The organism is Listeria cornellensis FSL F6-0969 (genome assembly GCF_000525855.1).
GTDB classification, from domain to species: Bacteria; Bacillota; Bacilli; order Lactobacillales; family Listeriaceae; genus Listeria_A; species Listeria_A cornellensis.
Map to the genome: position 1 here is coordinate 132,472 of NZ_AODE01000019.1, position 19,372 is coordinate 151,843.

Sequence of the window (19,372 nt, forward strand, 5' to 3'; positions counted from 1 at the left end):
CTTTTCGATATGATATTGTACTTCTATTTTTAACACAGCCCAAAACAGATGTCAAGAAACTATTAAAAAAAAAGCCAAACAAATCTATTTCTAGACTGTCCGACTCGCCTTAAAATTAACGCGTTGTTCCGCGCATTTTTTTCGCTATGAGGTAAAATGACTGTTTTTTCTTCTACTTCTTCGTTTGCCATTAATTTCGTCAATAGACGCATCGCCACCGCACCAATATCATAAAGCGGTTGAACCACCGTGGATAATTGCGGACGCGCCATCAATGTCAATTTCGTATTATTGGAAGTCACGATTTCAAGCTCTTCCGGCACTTTCACACCAGCATCAAGCGCAGCGTTCAAAACACCCATTGCAAGCTCGTCATCCGCCACATAAATCGCATCCGGCGTCGCTTTCAAACTGCTTAATTGTGCCCAAGCTTTAACACCTGCTTCATAATTATAAGCCGCCTCCAACACATAGTCTTCGTTAAATTTAATTTTAGCTTCTTTCAGCGCTTCACGATACCCGCCTAATTTCAACTCGCTGTTTACCGGTTCATCTAACGAACCGCTAATGAACGCCACCTTTTTATGTCCATTCTTCGTGAAACGAGACACAGCCTCATAACTTGCTTGTTTATAATCGATATTTACCGATGCAATCTTATTTGCTGCATCCACAGAACCCGCCAAAACAACCGGCGCTGGTGAACGATCAAATTCCTCTTGTAACTGCTCGGAAATACGCTCACCCATGTAGATAATGCCGTCCACTTGTTTACCAAGTAACGTATTCAAAACTTGCAATTCCTTATCTTCATTCTCATCCGAATTACTCAAAATGATATTATATTTATACATCGTCGCAATATCTTCAATTCCACGTGCCAATTCTGCATAAAAAACGTTTGAAATATCAGGAATCATCACACCAACCGTCGTTGTCTTCTTACTAGCCAACCCTCTAGCCACTGCATTAGGACGATATCCCAGCTGTTTAATAACATCCAATACTTTCTTTCTAGTAACCGGCTTTACATTCGGATTCGCATTGACAACACGAGAAACCGTCGCCATCGAAACATTCGCCTCACGCGCCACATCATAAATTGTTATATTCATTCATTTCACTCTCCAGATTCATTTATTTTAACGGTTAGCCATATGTAACCATTGTAAACGTACACAACCGTGCCTACACTTAATAATACGATAGTTTTTTTTCGTTATGCAATTGTTTTCACTTATTATTTACATTACTAAAAATTCAGAAGAAAGCGTTTCATTTGATTATTCAGCCCCTAAAACCATAAAACCCATTCGCAAAGCCAATGTATTCCCTTACATATACTCAAGTAAACCAACCCATCCCTGATTTTTATACACAAAAAAAGCAGCTAGGAAATCATTTCCTAACCACTCTCTGCATACGACTAACTAAAAAATCCGGCTTCCCCACCAAACCTCAGCGCGGCGACAAATGATTAGCCCCTAGGAAAAAGCGAGTACCGAAGCCGAGCCTACTGGTGTATGTTGACTAAAAACAGGGAGGGAGTCTTATCCCCGACCATGTGGGAAGTTATGCGAAACATGGTGTAGAAGAGCATCGGAACACAGCTTTTAACGACGGAAGTGATCGTTTGTCGCCGCGCTGAAGACTTTATTGGATGTTGGATGGGACCAATTTCGATTTCAAAATTTCTTCCCAGAAAGCGTCGAATTCTTTTAAGTCCATTTGTTGCGCTGAATCAGATAAAGCTACTGCTGGATCTGGATGCACCTCAGCCATAACGCCATCCGCACCAATTGCAAGTGCTGCTTTTGCACATGGAAGTAATAAATCTTTACGCCCTGTAGAATGCGTTACATCAACCATAACTGGTAAATGTGTTTCTTGTTTTAAAATTGGAACAGCAGAGATATCTAATGTATTACGTGTTGCTTTTTCGTACGTACGGATACCACGTTCACAAAGAATAATTTGATCGTTTCCTTGCGCCATGATGTACTCGGCTGCACCAACAAATTCTTCAATCGTCGCAGATAACCCGCGTTTTAGCAAGATTGGCTTGTCTACTTGACCAACCGCTTTTAGAAGTTCAAAGTTCTGCATGTTACGTGCACCGATTTGAATTACATCGATATGATCTAACGCCACTTCGATATCACGAGGCGTCACGATTTCACTAATCACGCCTAGGCCAAATTCGTCAGCAACACGTTTCAAAATTTGTAATCCTTCAACGCCAAGTCCTTGGAAATCATATGGGCTCGTACGTGGCTTAAATGCGCCACCACGAAGTAATTTCAACCCTTTATCACGGACAGCGCCAGCAACCGTTGCAACTTGCTCATAAGATTCCACAGAACACGGACCGAATACAAATGTTGGTACACCATTTCCAATCGGCACGCCATTGACATTGACAATCGTGTCCTCTTTCTTATTTTTGCGAGAAACAAGTAAAGCCTTCGAATTGTCGTCTTCTTGTAATTCCAAACCAGCTTTAAAAATTTCTTTAAATAATTTCTCAATCGTGCTATCTTCAAAAGGACCTTTATTCACATCTGTAATCGCATTTAGCATTTGACGTTCACGAACTGGGTCAAAGCGAATAACTCCCTGCATGCCTTTTATTTTGCCGATTTCTTGTACTAAGTTTGCTCGTTTATTGATAGCCTCTAAAACCTCGATATTCAAGCTATCAACTTGTGCGCGTAGTTCTTCTAAATTTGGATTTCCCATATTTTTTGCCACCTCTCCAATTCCCTGTACATCTTTGTAATGTATACCTACTCAATTATAGATGAAAAATAATGATTTGTCACCATACTACTTTTCCGCTTAAGCGCTTTTAAGCATTAAAGTGAATAAAATAATATTAACATTACTTCCTCCCAATTGCAAGCTTATTTTTATACACATCGAGTAGAAGCCTAGAAAACACAAACCTATGTTATAAAAAGAGACAAGAAAATATACGTTAATCCACTGCATTCAACAATCCCATTTTTCCCAAGAAGAATACTATGCGCGTCGTCGTAGCTTTCTGCCTCCTCCAGATTCTAGCTCACGGTGAACAGCCTAACAGTTCTTACTACCTAGCCTATTATTGATTTCCACCACCTAGCACTGGCGCATGCTGGCGTACAAAAAAAACATGTAGCAGCTTTTGCCACCACATGTTTTTTCATTCTTATTTCGTTATTTCTAGTTCTAACTGATCCATTTCTGAACATCTTGCATCGTAGCCACTTGTACCACTTTTCCTTCCACAATAAGCTTAATGGAAACGATATCTGGTGCTGTAATCGAAATACTGGTATGTGGCTCTTCCATCGCTATTATTCCGAGAACAAACTTGCATATTTTCCAACCCATTGCGATTTTGCTGGTTCAGATAAAAGTTGGATTGCAACCCATACATCATCTTTCATCTCCGAATTCACAGCATTCGCCAAGGATGGATTAGCTTGGATTCTTGCTACCACTTCGTTAATTCTTGTGATCAAACTCTCTTCAGGATTATTTTTAAGCCGCTCATTTTCCAAGCCTTTGTTTGTTAGGATAAATGTATTTGTTTTTTGTGATACGTCCACAATGTTTGCGCCGCCTACTTTTAAGCGACCTGGTTCCGCATGATAAATCCGCAATTTATACCCTGCTTTGATATTTATTTCAGCTTTATCAACAACAGTATTCTTACCAGTCATTGATTTCGTATACACAACTGTATCATTTGTATCTAGCACTTCTAATTTTGCGTAAACAACATCAGCAAAATAATCATGCGGCGTAGCAAAACTAGTATTGACGACTAACTTACCTTGCTCTAAATTCACCGTAGCAGAAGCAAACTCCCCATCCGATAATCCTAAGAATCGAATTTTTTGATCTGCTATAGGTCCCACGGTTTTTGGTGTATATTTGATTGTACAATCATTTGTCGTCTCTTTTACGCGTAGGTAGTAATTATCTAGGCTATATTTCACTGTATTACCCGTTGGTGCATCAATTGTGTAAATACCATTAGGTAACGTTCCAAGTGAAATATCTTTCCCCGTTATTTCTACTTTCTTGATTTCTTTCTTCCCGTTCTTGATAGTTAAATATTTACCTTTTAATTGCGTGATATCGTCAATATCTAGATGGATTGTAGCTGTTCCTGATAGACCACTTTTTGCTAATTGTTCTATATCTACAAAGTTCAGATACGATTTCAAACCTAATAGATTTTGAATAGCCTCAAGTTTAGACGCGGGCACAAGTTCTACCAATGGAGCGACTGCGGTGTAGCCCTCTGCACGATTTTCTTCTTGCTGTGTTTTTGACATGACTCCCCCTGATGTCTGAATAACTGGTGTAAAATCAAAGCCACTAGCCTGCCCAAAATATTTTGAAACTAAATCCAGTAAATAATGTTCATTAGCTTTAAAACCTTCTGTATTAGCTAGTTTACGATATTCTTGATTAAAAGTTGTTAAGCCCTTATCCCCAGCTTTTTCAAGGAACATCCTTAAATATAGTTGCTTAGCAATGTCACCCCAATCGTTCACCGGACCCTTACCCGCACCATGCCACCATTCATCCATCGTGTCGTCATTAAATTTCTGCGCACTTTTAGCAGTAGCTATCCCGGCTTCCGATGTATCCTTTTTCTGAACACTATCACTATAAGTAAATGCATATAGCATATTCCAGACTTCGCCAACAGTGAACGATCCGTCATTAAAAGTACCTTGATACCCGTGACCTATCTCATGTAAAGCAGTTACATTAGTTGTTAACAAATCCTCTACACTGTCACCAGAATTGGCTGTATGACTTCCTCCATAATAAGCATAGTTCTTGCCAACACTACTTTTATCGGCTTTCATGAAATACTTGTTAGGAATATTTTTATCTGTAGGATTTTCTGGTGTAAATGATAAGCCCGCTAATTCATTGTATTTCTCAAATGCACGAGTGAAATAATTACATAACTCATGAACCGTTTTAAAGTCACGCATATTTTTCATATAGGCCTTATCTTTTTCGGGGACCAAAATTTGGAGATACTTTGTTTTTATAAGAGCAAATTCTGCATCTGTACTATCCCAGTCTTTAAAAAAGGCAGCTTCGATATCGCCTTGCATATAGTTCGGTAAAGCTTTCATTGCATTTGTTAGCTTAAATTCGATGATGGGTGCCTCACTCCCAAATGTTGTGTCAATCAATGGAACTGATGTAACCGTATTACTTACTTTAGTCCAAGAAGATGTGATTGAAGCACTTTTTTTCTGTTCTTGAATCATCGTTTAAGAGCTCTATTCTTAGGTTCTCTGTAAACTTTGGATTCACTTGACGAACCTCTAACTCCACATTGGCTGGTAAAATAATTCCAAGGTCTTGTTTGTCATGCCCAATCCCTTTACCCAATCCCGCATTGCTCAGCCATGTTGGATTCTCCAGTTTATATAACTTCATCGTCTTGATTTCGTCAGCGTTCGCTTGCATTGAAAAGCTGACACAGGTAATCGCTAGTAAAATTACTAGGAATCCCGCCATTTTTAACTTTTTCATCTCAAAACCCCTTTTCCTTTTTTGTATGCATTTATTGGAACACACATACAAATCTAGTCTACCATTTTAAATATTATTGGTACATACGTTTATGTTGAAATTCACCATAAAAAATCTATTTATGTATTTTTTGTGACTATTATCAATTATTATCATTAAAACTACAAAAAAGGCTATGAATCATGTACAGAAACACATGATTCATAGCCTTTCGCTCATTATGATTCGTCCTTACTTTTTCAGTTCTTTTTGCGCGTCCTCTACAATTTTCTCTGTCTTATCTTTCGCTGTTTTCGAAGCGTCTTTTACTTCTTCTTTTGATTTATCTGCCGCTTGCTTCACATCACCGCCCGCGTCTTTCACTTCGGACTTGAACGTTTCGCCTGCTTTTTGCGCCGCTTGCTTTGTTGCTTCCATGCCTGCTGCAGCTGTGTCTTTTACAGTTTTCGTTTGTTTAGAAACCGTTTCATATAGTTGACCAGACTTATCTTTTACTACGCCAACAAAATCTGACGCAGAATCAACAAGGGCATCTTTTTTTGTCTTTCGCTACGTTGCCAATTTCAATGCCTTTTTCGTACGCAACATCTTTCCATTGCGAACCTTTTTCTTTCATCACATCTACGTGCTCGTTTAAGTCGCCGCGTAGTTCTTTACCTGATTTTGGAGCTAAAAGTAGTGCCGTTACCGAACCTACGATACCTCCGATTAAACCACCGATTAGAAAATCTTTTACGTTAATTCCATCTTTTCCAGACATATATTTTCCCTCCATCTTCATTTTATAAAGTGATTGTTTCTTCTTTCGCTTCCGCCGCAGCTTGTTTGGCAGCTTTATTGGCTTTCATCTTATCACGGAATGATAAAATGGAGTTACTAAATGATACGGCTTGTACGATTTTCGTCTCATTTGTGTGGACTTTATTCGTTGCAAGCGTTGCTAATTCACGAACAGATTGACTTAGCCCAAGAAGCGATACTCCGATGTCTCCAACAGCGTCGAATACTGGATCTACTTTTGCTACTTTGCCATTGATATCCTCGAGAAGATCGTTCGTTTTGCTCATTAGTTTCTCGGCCTGATCCGTAATACCCTTGACCTCACCTGTCATTTCCTCGAGCGATTTGGCCACTTCATCCATTGTTTTTGAGGTTGATTTAAGCGTCATGCCTAGATAAACCGCAATGACAAGTAGCGCGATTGCAGCAATTAGAGCCGCAATGTATAAAATTATTTCCACCTTCTCCACACCTCCACATATATCTAACACTTTACCCCTAATGCGTCTATGTAAAACGACCATTTTTAAAGAACGGGCTGTCTTCATTTTAGCAATATTATGCGAAAAAGGGAAGTAAAATAGCATGGCGGTAACAAGATAAATTCTTTTTGGAAGCATATTTCGTAGATTTGAAGTAAACTATAGGGGTGCCGCGAAACGGTGGAAAAAATGAAATGGAGTGATTTTCTTGAAAGACCCACGTATTGAAAAACTAGCGTATAACTTAATCAACTACTCTGTAAACCTACAACCAGGCGAAAAAGTACTTATCGAAAACTTTGGCTTGCAAAAGGAATTGGTGACATCCCTTGTTGCTGAAGCCTATAAAGCTGGCGGATTTCCATTTGTATCCTTGAAAGAACCGCAAATTGACCGGGAAATGATGCTGGGCGCAAATCCAGAACAATATGCGAAAATTGCTGAATTTGAAGGCAACGTGATGAAGGAAATGGATGCATACATCGGCTTGCGTGCTGGTGATAATATTAATGAGTTATCAGATGTTCCTGCTGAGAAATTAAAAATAAACGGCGAAACAGTCGGCAAAATGCATACGAGTATTCGCGTGAAGCAAACGAAATGGGTCGTTCTGCGTTATCCAAGTGCTTCTATGGCACAATTATCTGGTATGAGCACCGTTGGCTTCGAGGATTTCTATTTCCAAGTTTGTACACTTGATTACAGCAAAATGGGCGAAGCGATGGAGAGTCTTGTAACGTTGATGAATCAAACCGACCGCATTCGTCTCGTCGGAGAAGGCACAGACCTACGTTTTTCGATCAAAGACATTCCTGCAATCAAATGTGCTGGTCAATTAAATATTCCTGATGGCGAGGTTTATACGGCTCCTGTGCGCGATTCTATCAATGGAACCATCACCTACAACACACCTTCCCCTTATCAAGGTTTCGTTTTTGAAAATGTTTCCTTTACTTTTGAAAACGGAAAAATCGTGAAGGCTACTGCCAATGACACCGAACGTATTAACAAAATTTTGGACACAGATGAAGGCGCACGCTTTATTGGTGAGTTCGCGATTGGTGTGAATCCATTCATCCATGAGCCGATGCAAGATATTCTATTTGATGAGAAAATCGAGGGTAGCTTCCACTTCACGCCTGGTCAATGTTACGACGAAGCACCAAACGGCAACGACTCTGCAATTCACTGGGATCTTGTGAATATTCAACGTCCAGAATACGGCGGCGGCGAAATTTACTTTGATGATGTGCTTATTCGTAAAGACGGCCAATTCGTGATTCCAGAACTTGAGAAATTAAACCCGGAAAACTTAATTTAAGCAGCAAAAAGGAATCCCCTTCTCAGCATCGGGATTCTTTTTTTAGGCATGCAAAAAAAGAACTGCAAACCAGGAATCATCCCCATCTACAGTTCCTCATTTATTCTATTAATTTACTACTCGCTTTTCTTCCATTATTTCCACACCTGCGTCGAGAACACCTTCATATGCTGCTTGGAACTTTTGAACATCTCCTGCACCCATAAATAGGATGACTGCATTCGGGTATGCCAATAAACTCTCCATATGCTGTTCTTGAATCACGTGATTGCCTTTTGTTTTCGCTGCTAAGTCTTGAATCGTTAGTGTGCCACGATTTTCACGGGCTGAACCAAAAATATCACACAAATATACTTCGTCAGCTAAGTTCAAGCTATCCGCAAAACCTTGCAAGAACGCTTGTGTACGCGTAAATGTATGTGGTTGGAATACTGCAACAACTTGACGATCTGGGTACTTTTGTCTTGCTGCATTAACGGTCGCTCGGATTTCAGAAGGATGGTGTGCATAATCATCGACTAGCACTTGATCCTTTTTCTCCGTAATACTAAAACGGCGCTTCACACCTTCAAATGTGCGCAGTTCTTTCGCTACATCTTTGGCTGTAATTTTCTCATATTCACTCAGCGCAATCACGCTGAGCGCGTTAAGTACATTATGATCACCATAGGTTGGGATGACAAAATTACCGTACAACTCACCATTATGATATACGTCAAACGTCGAACCTGTCGTCTCTTTAATAATATTTTTAGCTTGGAACTCGTTACCGTCTTCGAAACCGAAATAAACAATCGGAACATCTAGTTTTAAACGACGCAATTGCTTATCATCGCCCAATGCAAAAACGGCTTTCTTCACTTGTTTCCCAAACGATTCAAACGCACTGAAAACGTCATCCTCGCTCTTGAAATAGTCGGGATGATCCCAATCAATGTTTGTCATAATAGCATATGTTGGGGAATACGCTAGGAAATGACGTTGGTATTCACACGCCTCTAACGCAAAATATTTAGCATCACGGTTTCCTTTTCCGGTTCCATCACCAATCAAATAAGATGTCGGGCACAACTCTTCCAGCACATGAGAAAGAAGCCCCGTCGTCGATGTTTTCCCGTGCGATCCAGTAACAGCAATACTCGTATAGCCATCAATTAATTGTCCTAAAAACTTGTGATAACGAATAACCGGTAAATCCATATCCAGTGCTTTCTTAATCTCTGGATGATCGTCCTTAAACGCATTCCCAGCAATAATGGTTAAGTCTTCATGAATATTATCTTCAGAAAATGGTAAAATCTTAATGCCATCCTCTTCTAGTGCTTTTTGTGTAAAGAAATATTTCTCAACATCGCTTCCTTGCACACAGAAACCTTTATCAAACATAATTTGAGCCAGTGCACTCATACCTGACCCTTTAATCCCAACAAAATGATACGTCGTCATTAATTGAACCCCCAGAATTTTAATCTTTGAAGAGGTAGCCTAAAAAATAGTGTGTTGCCCAACTAAAAAAGCATTGTCATTATTTTTATTATTTCTAGACATCTTCTTGTACTACAGTTTAAACGTGTGTTTGATGTTCATCTACGCTGTGACCGAAAAATCTCACTAATTAATTATAGCACTTTCTCGCGCATTAAGAAATCCTTGTAGAAAATTTATATCCAAGGACTTATGTTTTTGCCCTTTTATGCGCAGTAAAGTAGATTTTTATACGCTAATAGAACTACTGATGTATTAATTATCACGTACTTTTTCTAATTGCTCTCGGGTGATAATAACGTCACGTGGTTTTGATCCGTTCGTTTCTGAAACAATACTATGTTTTTCTAGCGCCTCCATCAATCTAGCTGCACGATTGTAGCCAATTCGGAAATGACGTTGCAAAAGCGATGTGGATGCACCGTTTTGCGCCAGTACAAAATCGCACGCTTCATCGAACAAATCGTCCTCCGCCTCTTTTGCTATTTCACGCTCTAAAAGCTCTTCTTGTTTAAACAGATAGTTCGGCTCTGCCTGATTTCGCACATGAGCGATGACGGCATCAATTTCTTGGTCGCCAACATATGTTCCTTGTAAACGAACCGGCTTGGATGATCCACTTGGTAAGAAGAGCATGTCCCCTTTTCCGAGTAGTTTCTCAGCTCCACCAGTATCGATAATCGTTCTAGAGTCAATTTGGGAAGAGACAGAGAAAGAGACGCGCGTCGGGATGTTTGCCTTAATAAGCCCTGTAATAACGTCTACAGAAGGCCTTTGCGTCGCGACAATCATATGAATACCGCAAGCTCTAGCTTTTTGCGCAATACGACTGATAGCTTCTTCTACATCGTTTGGGGCAACCATCATCAAATCTGCTAATTCATCGATAATAATTAAGATATACGGTAATTTTTCACCAGAATGTTCCGGATGGGAAGAATATTCGTTAAATTTCTCCATATTCCGAACACCTGCATGCGAAAATAACTGATATCTGCGCTCCATCTCTTCCACCGCCCATTTGAGTGCCGCCGTTGCTGCTTTAGCATCTGTAATAACCGGGCTAACAAGATGTGGAATACGATTGTAAGGAGCAAGTTCGACCATTTTGGGATCGATGAGTAATAGTTTTAGCTCGTCCGGCGTGGCTTTATAGAGCAGGCTGATGAGTAACGAGTTGATGCACACACTCTTACCAGAACCCGTTGCTCCAGCGATTAATCCATGGGGCATCGTTTGCAAATCCGTCACGATGGGCATGCCAGAAATATCGAGTCCAAGCGCCGCTGTTAACGGAGACTTACTCGTTTGGAACGCCTGACTATTCATAATTTCCGAAAGCATCACGGGACGGCTCGTTTCATTCGGAATCTCAATGCCAATCGTGCTCTTCCCAGGAATTGGCGCCTCGATTCGAATATCTTTTGCAGCTAGACTTAACTTGATATCATCCGTCAAATTCGTGATTTTGCTTACCTTCACGCCTTTTTCTGGTTGCACCTCAAATCGCGTTACCGCCGGACCTTGTGTGACGTTAACGACTTTGGCAGATACATTGAAATTCTCTAGTGTCTCATTTAAAAGCTCTTCTTGGAATGCTAGCCATTCGGCATCCTCATTTTCAAAGACGGGTGGCTTTAGTAAGTTAAGAGATGGGAAATAATAGCCACTTGCGTCTTCTCTCAGATGTTGCTCTGTAGGGAAAACCGGGGCTATTTCTGGTTCTTCCCCTGTCGCTATGATCGGCTCTTCAACAATCGCTCTCTTCTGCTCGACATGTTGTTTGTCTTGATTCACCATCATCACATTAAATGGAATCCTCGTTTTAGGTGGCGTACTAGGTTCTGGTTGCTCTATCTTTTCCGGTTTCGGCGCTTCGTGAATGAGCTCAATGCGTTGTGGCGTAGCAGGAATTTCTTCTTGTTGCATAATTTCCTCTTCCTCTACAACTGGCGAAATTTCCTCTATTTCTTCTAAAACAACTGGTTCTGATTCAACCTCCAAAGCTGCTACAAACTCAGATTCAACTTCTTCCTGCATCGGTTCCACAACCGCTACTAGCTCCTCAATTACGTCACTCGATTCTGGTTCTTTTGTGACATTAAACTCAAAACGACTCGGTCTTTTTTGGAAAGCAAAAACTGGAGAAGGGACATCTGTTGGTCTGAATGGTCGTTTCTTCTCGAACTTTGGCGCCTCTGCATTTTTCGAATGAGCTCTCGGTTTTTGGCGCGGTATCGGTGTTTTATGTAGTGCTGGTTTTGTTTCCGCTTGTTTTTGTCCATCAGGAATGAGCGGAAAGCGGAACTCGCCTTTTGGATATTGATAAACCACTTTGGCATGGACTTCACGCTTTTGTTTCGTCGATTGCGTATTCCCACGTGGTATATTTATCGTTTTCTTGATTTCATTTACGGCTGCTAATTGAACTGGGGGCGCTGTTTCTGCCTCTTTTTTTTGGCTTAGCCACTTCTACTTCTTCATATTCCGCATCTCGATCAGCGAAGAAAAATTCTTTAAACCATCCCATACTATCATCACTACCTATTATATTTTTTAACCGTTTCTTAAACTGATTCTAACAGAGAAATTTAGATAAAGCTATCATGAATGTGCGGTGAAGATGCTACCTAATTAAAAAAAATGTGAAAAGTGGCTGTGCATAAGCATTTTCTCGTGCATAACTTAAACTTATGTCACGTCCCGCCTCGGAATAAAGAACATTTTATAGGTTTATTGTATACGATTAATCACGAAAATAAAACAGCTTTTCGTTAAAAAAGCTGTCCTATTTATACTAGAAGGAAACCGGGAATTCTACGCCAATTTCGTAATTAGCATCCAACACCATAATTCCTTTTTCTTCCGGCGCATTCGGTATCGCTAACTCACGTGCCGCACAAATCATCCCAAATGAGTCTTCCCCACGAAGGTTAGATGGTTTAATAATCAAGCCGCTTGGCATCACCGCACCAATTTTTGCAACGACTACTTTTTGTCCCGCATCGACGTTTGGCGCACCGCATACGATTTGCACTGTTTTATCTCCCAAATCGACTTGACATACATTTAATTTGTCCGCATTTGGATGCTTTTCCTTCGACGCAACATAACCAACGACGAATTTAGGCGAAAGATCCGCTTCGATCACGAAGTCAAAACCATTATCCGCTAATTCTTTGTTGATAAACGCCACATCTTCAAGCGTCAACGAAACCTTACCATTCGCATCAAACGCGCGCTTTTTCGATACGTCGAAAATATTAATCGCAACCGTTTCGCCAGTTTCGACGTCAAAAATACGCGTTACATTCCCTTTTGATTCAAAATCTGTTTTTTCTACATCATTGAGGTGGACTAACAGCGTGTCCCCTACTCCTTTTTCGTTATAAAATGCATTTACAATCACGTTAACTACTCCTTTGGTCTGTTTTTAGCCATAATAAAGATCGGTTCTAGTTTACCATCATTATATACGAGAGGTAAAGAGGTAATTGGTGCAAGGCCGTCCGCAAAAAACTGCATCGTCATGTGCGCCAAGACATCATAGCCTGTATTATTTCTAATGTCCGCGATAATTAAAACGTCCTGATGCGGCACGGCAAGCACCATTTCACCCTCGATACGCGCACGCATTTCTTCTAAAAATGGCTCATTCAAAATCCGACTTGCATCATAACCATCATTTGTTCGCACGAAATAATAATCATTGCCACTCACAGAATCTCTTTTCATCGTCGTTTCTCGCGTACGCAGATTCGCAAACGCCGCAAGCCTGACATCGTCTATCGTTACATCCGTGTTTTCCAAACTCTCTTCCTCGATAAAACGATACGAAGCGCCAACATCCACCACGTAAAAAATAGCTGTTTCCGCTGTGTGTTTCTCCGTCAAAAGCGCCTTACCATCTTTCGTTTCCCGAGGGAAAGACGTTGCTCGGATAACCGGATAAACGTTCGGTAAACTTACCTGAATATCCATTTTGTGTTGCGACGCTTTTAGGCCTTCCTCGACATAATATACGATTTTTTCAACCGCTACATCCGCCTGTTCCTCCCAGTTCGCAATAATTTGTGGGATAGACAGCGTAATTGAATTGCCCGCTTCCGTCACTTTCAGCATGTCCTTCTCCCGATCATAACGAAATGTCCGATTCGCACCAGCAAGCTCTTTTTCAAGCCTTTCCTTCATCTTCATCGTTGTCATTTTCATCGTAGCGCCCTCCCCTCTTCCTTATAACGCGTCAATAAAATCCGTAATTTCTTCTTTTGTTTTGCGATCCTTACTGACAAATCGGCCAATTTCCTCGCCATCTTCAAACGCCAAAAAGCTCGGAATACCGAAAATTGCCAAATCAGCACACAGGCCGATAAACTGGTCACGATCCACATGAGAAAAGGTAAAATCATCATGTTCCGCCTCAATTTCAGGCATAATTGGCTCGATAAACTTACAATCCCCACACCAATCCGCACTAAACATAAAAATCGTTTTACCATTATTTTTTAACACATTAAATTCTTCAACTGTTTCTAAATGTTTCATCGTTCACTCGACTCCTTCTTATCCCTACTTACCTAATCCTAAAGCCCCCACGAAAATTAGTAAAGAATTACGCTCACAAAAGTTGCTATCGGACGCATTTTCTTCTATCATAGCAAGGAAGGAGGCGTTTTTTGATGGACTATCATATTTATTTAGCAGGCGAAATTCATTCGGATTGGCGGGACCAGTTGCGAGCTAGCCTGAAGGAAAAACCAGGAATCCACTTCCATTTTTCCGGACCGCAAGAAAATCACGATCTATCTGACGCTATTGGCGAACACGTGCTAGGCGAGCAACCAAATGCCATTTACAAAGACTTACAAGCTTCAAAAATCAATAATTTACGCACCGAACTACATTTGAAAAAAGCAGATTTAGTGATTGCATTATTCGGCGAGAAATTCAAGCAATGGAACACCGCCACAGATGCCGCCACAGCTATCACGCTCGGAAAACCAACGATTATTATCCGACCAGAATCACTACACCATCCGTTAAAAGAGCTATCTGAGAAAGCGAATGTCACCGTGGATACGATCGAACAAGCCGCGCAAGTTATTGATTACATTTTTGCGTAATCCCCCATGAAAAAGCGCCCCATTCAACGGAGGCGCTTTTTCGCATTCACTTGATCTTTCCAATACCACATAAAACCGAATCCTAAAACGAGCACGCCACCGATAAGCGTCGTCAGAATCCAGCCAAGCTCTGTCTCTCTTAAATAAGGAATACGAAAGAAATGCCCTATCAAGAAAATAAGCGCAGAGAGGAACATGACACTCCCCGTCAAGATAACAGGATGCCGCCATATTTTTTTAAGCATTGTCACGAATCGTTTCCCATGTTGTTTTATCAAGGGCACGAACAATCGTTGTAATCATTTCTTTTGCCGCCGCGTAATCATCCACGTGCAGAATCGAGTTAGAGGAGTGGATGTAACGCGCCGGAACACCAATAACCGCACTAGGAATCCCGCTGTTAGACGTGTGCACTTTCCCTGCATCCGTTCCACCTGGCGAAATGAAATATTGATACGGGATCTTGTTAGACTCCGCTGTATCTAGCAAAAATTCACGCATACCGCGATGCATAATCATCGTCCGATCAAAAATCCGCATTAAGAAACCTTGCCCAATTTGACCGAACTGCGTCTTATCACCTGTCATATCGTTCGCTGGACTCGCATCAAGCGCAAAGAAAATATCCGGCTGAATCATATGCGCACTCACACCCGCACCACGAAGCCCAACTTCCTCTTGTACATTCGCACCTGCAAACAATGTATTCGGCAACTTATCATCCTTCACCGCTTTTAAAAGCTCGATTGCAAGACCCACACCATAACGATTATCCCACGCTTTGGCCATGATTTTTTTCGGATTAGCAAGTGGGGTGAATTCTGCAATTGGAACGATTTGTTGTCCAGGTTTCACGCCAATCGCAATCGCATCCTCGCGATCATCCGCCCCAATATCAATCAAAAGATTTTTCGGATCAGTCGGTTTGCTCCGTTCTGCTTCTGTCAGTAAATGCGGTGGAACAGACGCCACTACACCAATAACTGGTCCATTCAGCGTGATCAATTGCACACGTTGCGCTTGCAAGACTTGCGGATTCCAGCCACCAAGCGTTTGAAAAGCAATCATCCCGTTATCCGTAATCCGCGTCACCATGAAACCAACCTCATCCAAATGCCCAGCAACAAGGATTTTCGGCCCATCTTCCACGCCGTGACGCACACCAAAAATACCGCCTAAACCATCTTGAATCACCTCATCTGAGACAGGCGTAATTTCTTTTCTTACAAAATCTCTCACAAACTGCTCATTTCCAGAAGTGCCCGGCAACTCCGTTAATGTTTTAAATAACTCCAACGTTTCTTTTTCCACTTATAATCAGTCCTTTTCGGTGATATCTCTAGCATTATACCACTTTCAGAAACGTTACGTCTAAGAATTCGGTTAGCCAAATCAGCACGCTCCGATGTAAAGGCTTTTATATTTTTAGTTTAGAGGGTATAATAAGACACAGTAAAGCTATAAAAGAGAAGACAAGTAAGATTTAGGGAGGCAAACAATGAACTGGAAAGTATTTATGACAGGTGTCGCAGCAGGAGCAGCCGCGGGTCATCTTATCAACTATTACCTACTAGAACCAAAGACCATTTCAGGCGATGTAATTCTTGAAAATGTCAAAGAAGCATTCAAAAAAGAGGGGCCAATCGAAGGCTCATGGATTCAATTGAAAAAACAACACTACAAAAAAATTCGCGATGGATACGTTCGTGTATCACGGAGGCATCACAGCCATTCGCGATGGCGAGAAGAAACAATTCGAATTTATCGCAGACGCGACGACCGGGACGGTTATCGACGTTTACTTAACTTGATAGAAATACGAAACTGCAGGCCGATTGCGCGCCTGCAGTTTTTTTATTTGATAAAACTATCCACGCGTTTTTGATCGTACGCTCCTCTTTCAACCATATCTTTCATCTGTTCGCTGAAAATAACTTTTTCGGCACTTTGTAATGCTTTTTTCACCGCAGCAACTTGCAACATAATGTCCTCAAAAGAACGCTCTTCATCTGTCATTTTCTTGATGGATCTAACATGCCCTTCGATTTTAGCGAACCGATTGGAAATGGATTTCCTAACCTCTGACATCGATATACCCCCTAACAATTAAAATAATATTTTTAGACATGTACCGAAAAACAACTCATAAACAGCAATTTTCGTAACCCCCTACACAGGTTACTTCCCACCATACTCTATAGGGGTATGCTAAATTCCTCTTTCCACTCTTACTTTATCCATCACATTTCCATCCACATCAAACTGCAAAGCACGATAGAAAGCATCATGATAAAATAGCAACCATTTTCCCGTTCCATCCAATTCATTCCGAATCCGTTCTTTCGCAAAAATAGAGTCCATTGGATAGTCATCGTATGCCGTCACCCATAGAACATTTTGATGGGCATGCGTTGGAAAAATATCCGCCATATGGATAGCTGATTCACCTTGATTATCTATCCGAATAACCGCGTGTCCATTACTATGTCCGCCCGTTTTCTCCAACGAAATCGCATCATTTAATTCCAAATGTTGCGAATAGGTCTGAATTTGACTCGCAATTCCCTGCCAATTTTCAGGCCAGTATGTCGCTTTGGAACGAATATTGGGTTGGCGAATTTCTTGCCATTCCGTTTCCGTTGTATAAATCGTCGCGTTCTTGAAAATACTTTTTCCACTCGTATCCGTCAAGCCAACGATATGATCAAAATGCAGGTGTGTCATCAGGATACAATCAATGTCTTCCGGCTCAACACCAAGCATTGCTAAATCTTCCAAAATAAACGATTCTTCCACGATGCCGAAATTACGTTTTTGCTTCTCCGTCAACCGACCAACGCCAATTCCCGCGTCAATGAGATAATGCTTGCCCTGATATTCAAAATACATCGGATCCGTCACGCACCGAATTTGATTTTTTTTCGTTCGCTTCATATTTTTTGCTCCATAACGCCTTCGGAACAACGCCAAACATCGCGCCGCCATCGAAATGAGTCACACCACCGCGCAACCAATGAATCGTTATCTCCCCTACCCGCAAAGTATCCATCTTTTTCGCCCTCCTTTAAACTAAAAAAGGCCAGAGTAACCACAATTACTGGAAACTCTAGCCTTTCACTATGATTTAAACGTCGCCTCTAAGCGATAAATCGGAAAACCTTGTGCCGAAAACTTCTCTTCATACTCCGTCATAATATTACCTTCAAATTCACTGTTATGAAGATCAAGCGACAAGTAAGTTAGCAAAACACCATACTCCGAAAACGCCACAAGCGAATATTCAAACAAGCTGCGATTATCCGTTTTAAAATGAATCTCGCCTTCCGCTGGCAACAACGCCTTATAAATATCCAAAAAGCTCGAATGCGTCAATCGACGTTTCGCATGCCTTTTCTTCGGCCACGGATCAGAAAAATTCAAATAAACCCGCGCGACTTCATCAACTTCAAAATACTCCAATAAATCCGCACCATCCACAGACAACAAACGTACATTCGGAATTCCCGCCGCCAAAGCCTTGTCTAATGCCGTAATCAGCACACTTTCTACGACTTCAATACCAATATAATTAATATCCGGATTCGCCTGTGCCATCCCTGTCACAAACTGACCTTTTCCAGTCCCGATTTCAATATGAATCGGATTCTCGTTTCCAAACAGTTGGTGCCATTTCCCTTTTAACTCCTCAGGATTTGCCACACACACTTCTGGGTGAGCCAGAATTTTCTCCCGCGCCCACGGTTTATGTTTTACTCGCATAACGTTTCGTACACCTCATTATCTTCCATTATTTTTTTCAAAAGTATTTCCAAACGGGCAAGTTCTGGCTTTCGATTATGCTCAAACTGCCAATTCATCGCCATTAGAACCTGACAAATAGAAAACCATTTCACCCGTGTATAAAAAGCTTGCGTTAGCTCCTGACCATATTCGCCGAGCCATCCGTCCCACTCCGAATAAGGAATATACTGATACAATAAAACACCAAGATCACTCGCAGGATCAGCAAGCATCGCGCCATCCCAATCGACCAGATAAAGTTCATCCCCTTCCGAGAGCAACCAATTATTATGGTTCACATCGCCATGACAGACAACATGACGTCCCTCTTCCAGTTCATCCACATTCTCTATTAAATATCGATACGCCTCTGAAACTTTCGTATCCACTTGATTCAAGTTATGAATACCATCTGTCACCTTTTCTAACATATAAAAGCAGGAATAGTCCTTTTTTTTCAATGCGCTGCAACATATCCCGCAACGCCTCTGATTGGTGAATTTTTCCTAACAACCTTGCCACACGCGGTTCTCGCATCTCTTTTGCCGTTAATGTCTGCCCATTATTAATCCATTTCTGCGCCGTAATGACGTCTCCATTTTCAACCCGCCGCGTCCAAATTAATTTCGGTACAATATTTTCAACAGAAAGCGCAGCTAAAAAAGGCGAGGAATTCTTTTTTAAAAAGAATTTTTCGTCTTCATGAATCGCAACGAAGGCCTTTCCAGTTTCTCCGCCCGCTGGCTCTATTTCCCAATCTTGCCCAAACAAATTATCTTCCATTCTACATTCACCTTCACTTACGTCGTTGTCTTTCTATTATTTCATTATTATTAACGACGAAT

Annotated in this window: 16 protein-coding genes, 5 pseudogenes and 1 other annotated feature (1 of these 22 cut by a window edge); of the genes and pseudogenes, 3 read left to right on the forward strand and 18 right to left on the reverse strand. The window is 41.2% G+C overall.

The window, feature by feature from the left end:
• Positions 1-7: a binding site (T-box leader), on the reverse strand (it extends 197 nt beyond the left edge of the window).
• A 108-nt stretch (positions 8-115) separates the two neighbouring features.
• The 7 genes and pseudogenes from ccpA to PCORN_RS08575 all read right to left on the reverse strand — a co-directional run bounded on the left by ccpA (position 116) and on the right by PCORN_RS08575 (position 6,797).
• A pseudogene (gene ccpA / locus PCORN_RS08555) lies at positions 116-1,115 on the reverse strand (catabolite control protein A).
• A gap of 538 nt (positions 1,116-1,653) precedes the next feature.
• On the reverse strand, positions 1,654-2,739 hold the full coding sequence (locus PCORN_RS08560) for a bifunctional 3-deoxy-7-phosphoheptulonate synthase/chorismate mutase (protein ID WP_036079387.1): 1,086 nt from the start codon (positions 2,737-2,739) through the stop codon (positions 1,654-1,656).
• 471 nt (positions 2,740-3,210) lie between these two features.
• Positions 3,211-3,333, reverse strand: a complete 123-nt coding sequence (locus tag PCORN_RS20790) for a hypothetical protein (RefSeq protein WP_277620175.1) — start codon at positions 3,331-3,333, stop codon at positions 3,211-3,213.
• 5 nt (positions 3,334-3,338) lie between these two features.
• A complete protein-coding gene (locus tag PCORN_RS08565) occupies positions 3,339-5,288 on the reverse strand; it encodes a putative mucin/carbohydrate-binding domain-containing protein (protein WP_051999335.1) in 1,950 nt (649 codons plus the stop codon).
• On the reverse strand, positions 5,239-5,556 hold the full coding sequence (locus PCORN_RS17260) for a hypothetical protein (protein ID WP_051999336.1): 318 nt from the start codon (positions 5,554-5,556) through the stop codon (positions 5,239-5,241). The genes PCORN_RS08565 and PCORN_RS17260 overlap by 50 nt, the downstream gene beginning before the upstream one ends.
• Before the next feature lie 231 nt (positions 5,557-5,787).
• A pseudogene (locus PCORN_RS08570) lies at positions 5,788-6,316 on the reverse strand (YtxH domain-containing protein).
• Between the two features lie 22 nt (positions 6,317-6,338).
• Positions 6,339-6,797: a DUF948 domain-containing protein gene (locus PCORN_RS08575; RefSeq protein ID WP_036079392.1), complete on the reverse strand. Its 459-nt coding sequence runs from the start codon at positions 6,795-6,797 to the stop codon at positions 6,339-6,341.
• 229 nt (positions 6,798-7,026) lie between these two features.
• On the opposite strand from PCORN_RS08575, the gene PCORN_RS08580 reads away from it, so the two are divergent.
• Positions 7,027-8,139: an aminopeptidase gene (locus tag PCORN_RS08580; RefSeq protein ID WP_036079394.1), complete on the forward strand. Its 1,113-nt coding sequence runs from the start codon at positions 7,027-7,029 to the stop codon at positions 8,137-8,139.
• A 108-nt stretch (positions 8,140-8,247) separates the two neighbouring features.
• Here PCORN_RS08580 and murC read toward each other — a convergent pair whose 3' ends face one another.
• The 5 genes from murC to PCORN_RS08605 all read right to left on the reverse strand — a co-directional run bounded on the left by murC (position 8,248) and on the right by PCORN_RS08605 (position 14,169).
• Positions 8,248-9,585 (reverse strand): UDP-N-acetylmuramate--L-alanine ligase, encoded by a 1,338-nt coding sequence (gene murC / locus PCORN_RS08585; RefSeq protein WP_036079396.1) that lies wholly within the window; start codon positions 9,583-9,585, stop codon positions 8,248-8,250.
• A 294-nt stretch (positions 9,586-9,879) separates the two neighbouring features.
• On the reverse strand, positions 9,880-11,958 hold the full coding sequence (locus PCORN_RS08590) for a DNA translocase FtsK (protein WP_420912024.1): 2,079 nt from the start codon (positions 11,956-11,958) through the stop codon (positions 9,880-9,882).
• Between the two features lie 463 nt (positions 11,959-12,421).
• Positions 12,422-13,033: a YtpR family tRNA-binding protein gene (ytpR, locus tag PCORN_RS08595; protein ID WP_036079399.1), complete on the reverse strand. Its 612-nt coding sequence runs from the start codon at positions 13,031-13,033 to the stop codon at positions 12,422-12,424.
• A gap of 5 nt (positions 13,034-13,038) precedes the next feature.
• Complete coding sequence (locus PCORN_RS08600) at positions 13,039-13,836, reverse strand: DUF1444 domain-containing protein (protein ID WP_036079401.1); 798 nt, start codon at positions 13,834-13,836, stop codon at positions 13,039-13,041.
• A 21-nt stretch (positions 13,837-13,857) separates the two neighbouring features.
• Positions 13,858-14,169 carry a thioredoxin family protein gene (locus tag PCORN_RS08605; RefSeq protein ID WP_036079403.1) on the reverse strand — a complete coding sequence of 104 codons (312 nt, stop codon included), beginning with the start codon at positions 14,167-14,169 and terminating at the stop codon, positions 13,858-13,860.
• A gap of 134 nt (positions 14,170-14,303) precedes the next feature.
• On the opposite strand from PCORN_RS08605, the gene PCORN_RS08610 reads away from it, so the two are divergent.
• Complete coding sequence (locus PCORN_RS08610) at positions 14,304-14,747, forward strand: YtoQ family protein (protein ID WP_036079409.1); 444 nt, start codon at positions 14,304-14,306, stop codon at positions 14,745-14,747.
• 23 nt (positions 14,748-14,770) lie between these two features.
• On the opposite strand, the gene PCORN_RS08615 is transcribed toward PCORN_RS08610, so the two are convergent.
• Both PCORN_RS08615 and PCORN_RS08620 read right to left on the reverse strand, forming a co-directional pair.
• Positions 14,771-14,998: a hypothetical protein gene (locus tag PCORN_RS08615; protein WP_149024293.1), complete on the reverse strand. Its 228-nt coding sequence runs from the start codon at positions 14,996-14,998 to the stop codon at positions 14,771-14,773.
• Complete coding sequence (locus PCORN_RS08620) at positions 14,985-16,058, reverse strand: M42 family metallopeptidase (protein ID WP_036079412.1); 1,074 nt, start codon at positions 16,056-16,058, stop codon at positions 14,985-14,987. The genes PCORN_RS08615 and PCORN_RS08620 overlap by 14 nt, the downstream gene beginning before the upstream one ends.
• 187 nt (positions 16,059-16,245) lie before the next feature.
• Between PCORN_RS08620 and PCORN_RS08625 the strand changes: the two are divergent.
• A pseudogene (locus PCORN_RS08625) lies at positions 16,246-16,558 on the forward strand (hypothetical protein).
• Between the two features lie 43 nt (positions 16,559-16,601).
• Here PCORN_RS08625 and PCORN_RS08630 read toward each other — a convergent pair.
• The 4 genes and pseudogenes from PCORN_RS08630 to PCORN_RS08645 form a co-directional block, all read right to left on the reverse strand.
• Positions 16,602-16,835 (reverse strand): metal-sensitive transcriptional regulator, encoded by a 234-nt coding sequence (locus PCORN_RS08630; protein ID WP_036079414.1) that lies wholly within the window; start codon positions 16,833-16,835, stop codon positions 16,602-16,604.
• 120 nt (positions 16,836-16,955) lie between these two features.
• Positions 16,956-17,796, reverse strand: a pseudogene (locus PCORN_RS08635) (YtnP family quorum-quenching lactonase).
• Positions 17,797-17,864: 68 nt separating this feature from the next.
• A complete protein-coding gene (trmB, locus tag PCORN_RS08640) occupies positions 17,865-18,506 on the reverse strand; it encodes a tRNA (guanosine(46)-N7)-methyltransferase TrmB (RefSeq protein WP_036079416.1) in 642 nt (213 codons plus the stop codon).
• Positions 18,497-19,310 (reverse strand): annotated as a pseudogene (locus PCORN_RS08645) (phosphotransferase). The gene trmB and the pseudogene PCORN_RS08645 overlap by 10 nt, the downstream one beginning before the upstream one ends.
• Between the last annotated feature and the right edge of the window lie 62 nt (positions 19,311-19,372).

Coding starts and splice junctions, on each gene's coding strand:
- PCORN_RS08560 (WP_036079387.1), bottom strand. CDS start 2,739: ATGGGAAATCCAAATTTAGAAGAACTACGCGCACAAGTTGATAGCTTG.
- PCORN_RS20790 (WP_277620175.1), bottom strand. CDS start 3,333: ATGGAAGAGCCACATACCAGTATTTCGATTACAGCACCAGATATCGTT.
- PCORN_RS08565 (WP_051999335.1), bottom strand. CDS start 5,288: ATGATTCAAGAACAGAAAAAAAGTGCTTCAATCACATCTTCTTGGACT.
- PCORN_RS17260 (WP_051999336.1), bottom strand. CDS start 5,556: ATGAAAAAGTTAAAAATGGCGGGATTCCTAGTAATTTTACTAGCGATT.
- murC (WP_036079396.1), bottom strand. CDS start 9,585: ATGACGACGTATCATTTTGTTGGGATTAAAGGGTCAGGTATGAGTGCA.
- PCORN_RS08600 (WP_036079401.1), bottom strand. CDS start 13,836: ATGAAAATGACAACGATGAAGATGAAGGAAAGGCTTGAAAAAGAGCTT.
- PCORN_RS08605 (WP_036079403.1), bottom strand. CDS start 14,169: ATGAAACATTTAGAAACAGTTGAAGAATTTAATGTGTTAAAAAATAAT.
- PCORN_RS08610 (WP_036079409.1), top strand. CDS start 14,304: ATGGACTATCATATTTATTTAGCAGGCGAAATTCATTCGGATTGGCGG.
- PCORN_RS08630 (WP_036079414.1), bottom strand. CDS start 16,835: ATGTCAGAGGTTAGGAAATCCATTTCCAATCGGTTCGCTAAAATCGAA.
- trmB (WP_036079416.1), bottom strand. CDS start 18,506: ATGCGAGTAAAACATAAACCGTGGGCGCGGGAGAAAATTCTGGCTCAC.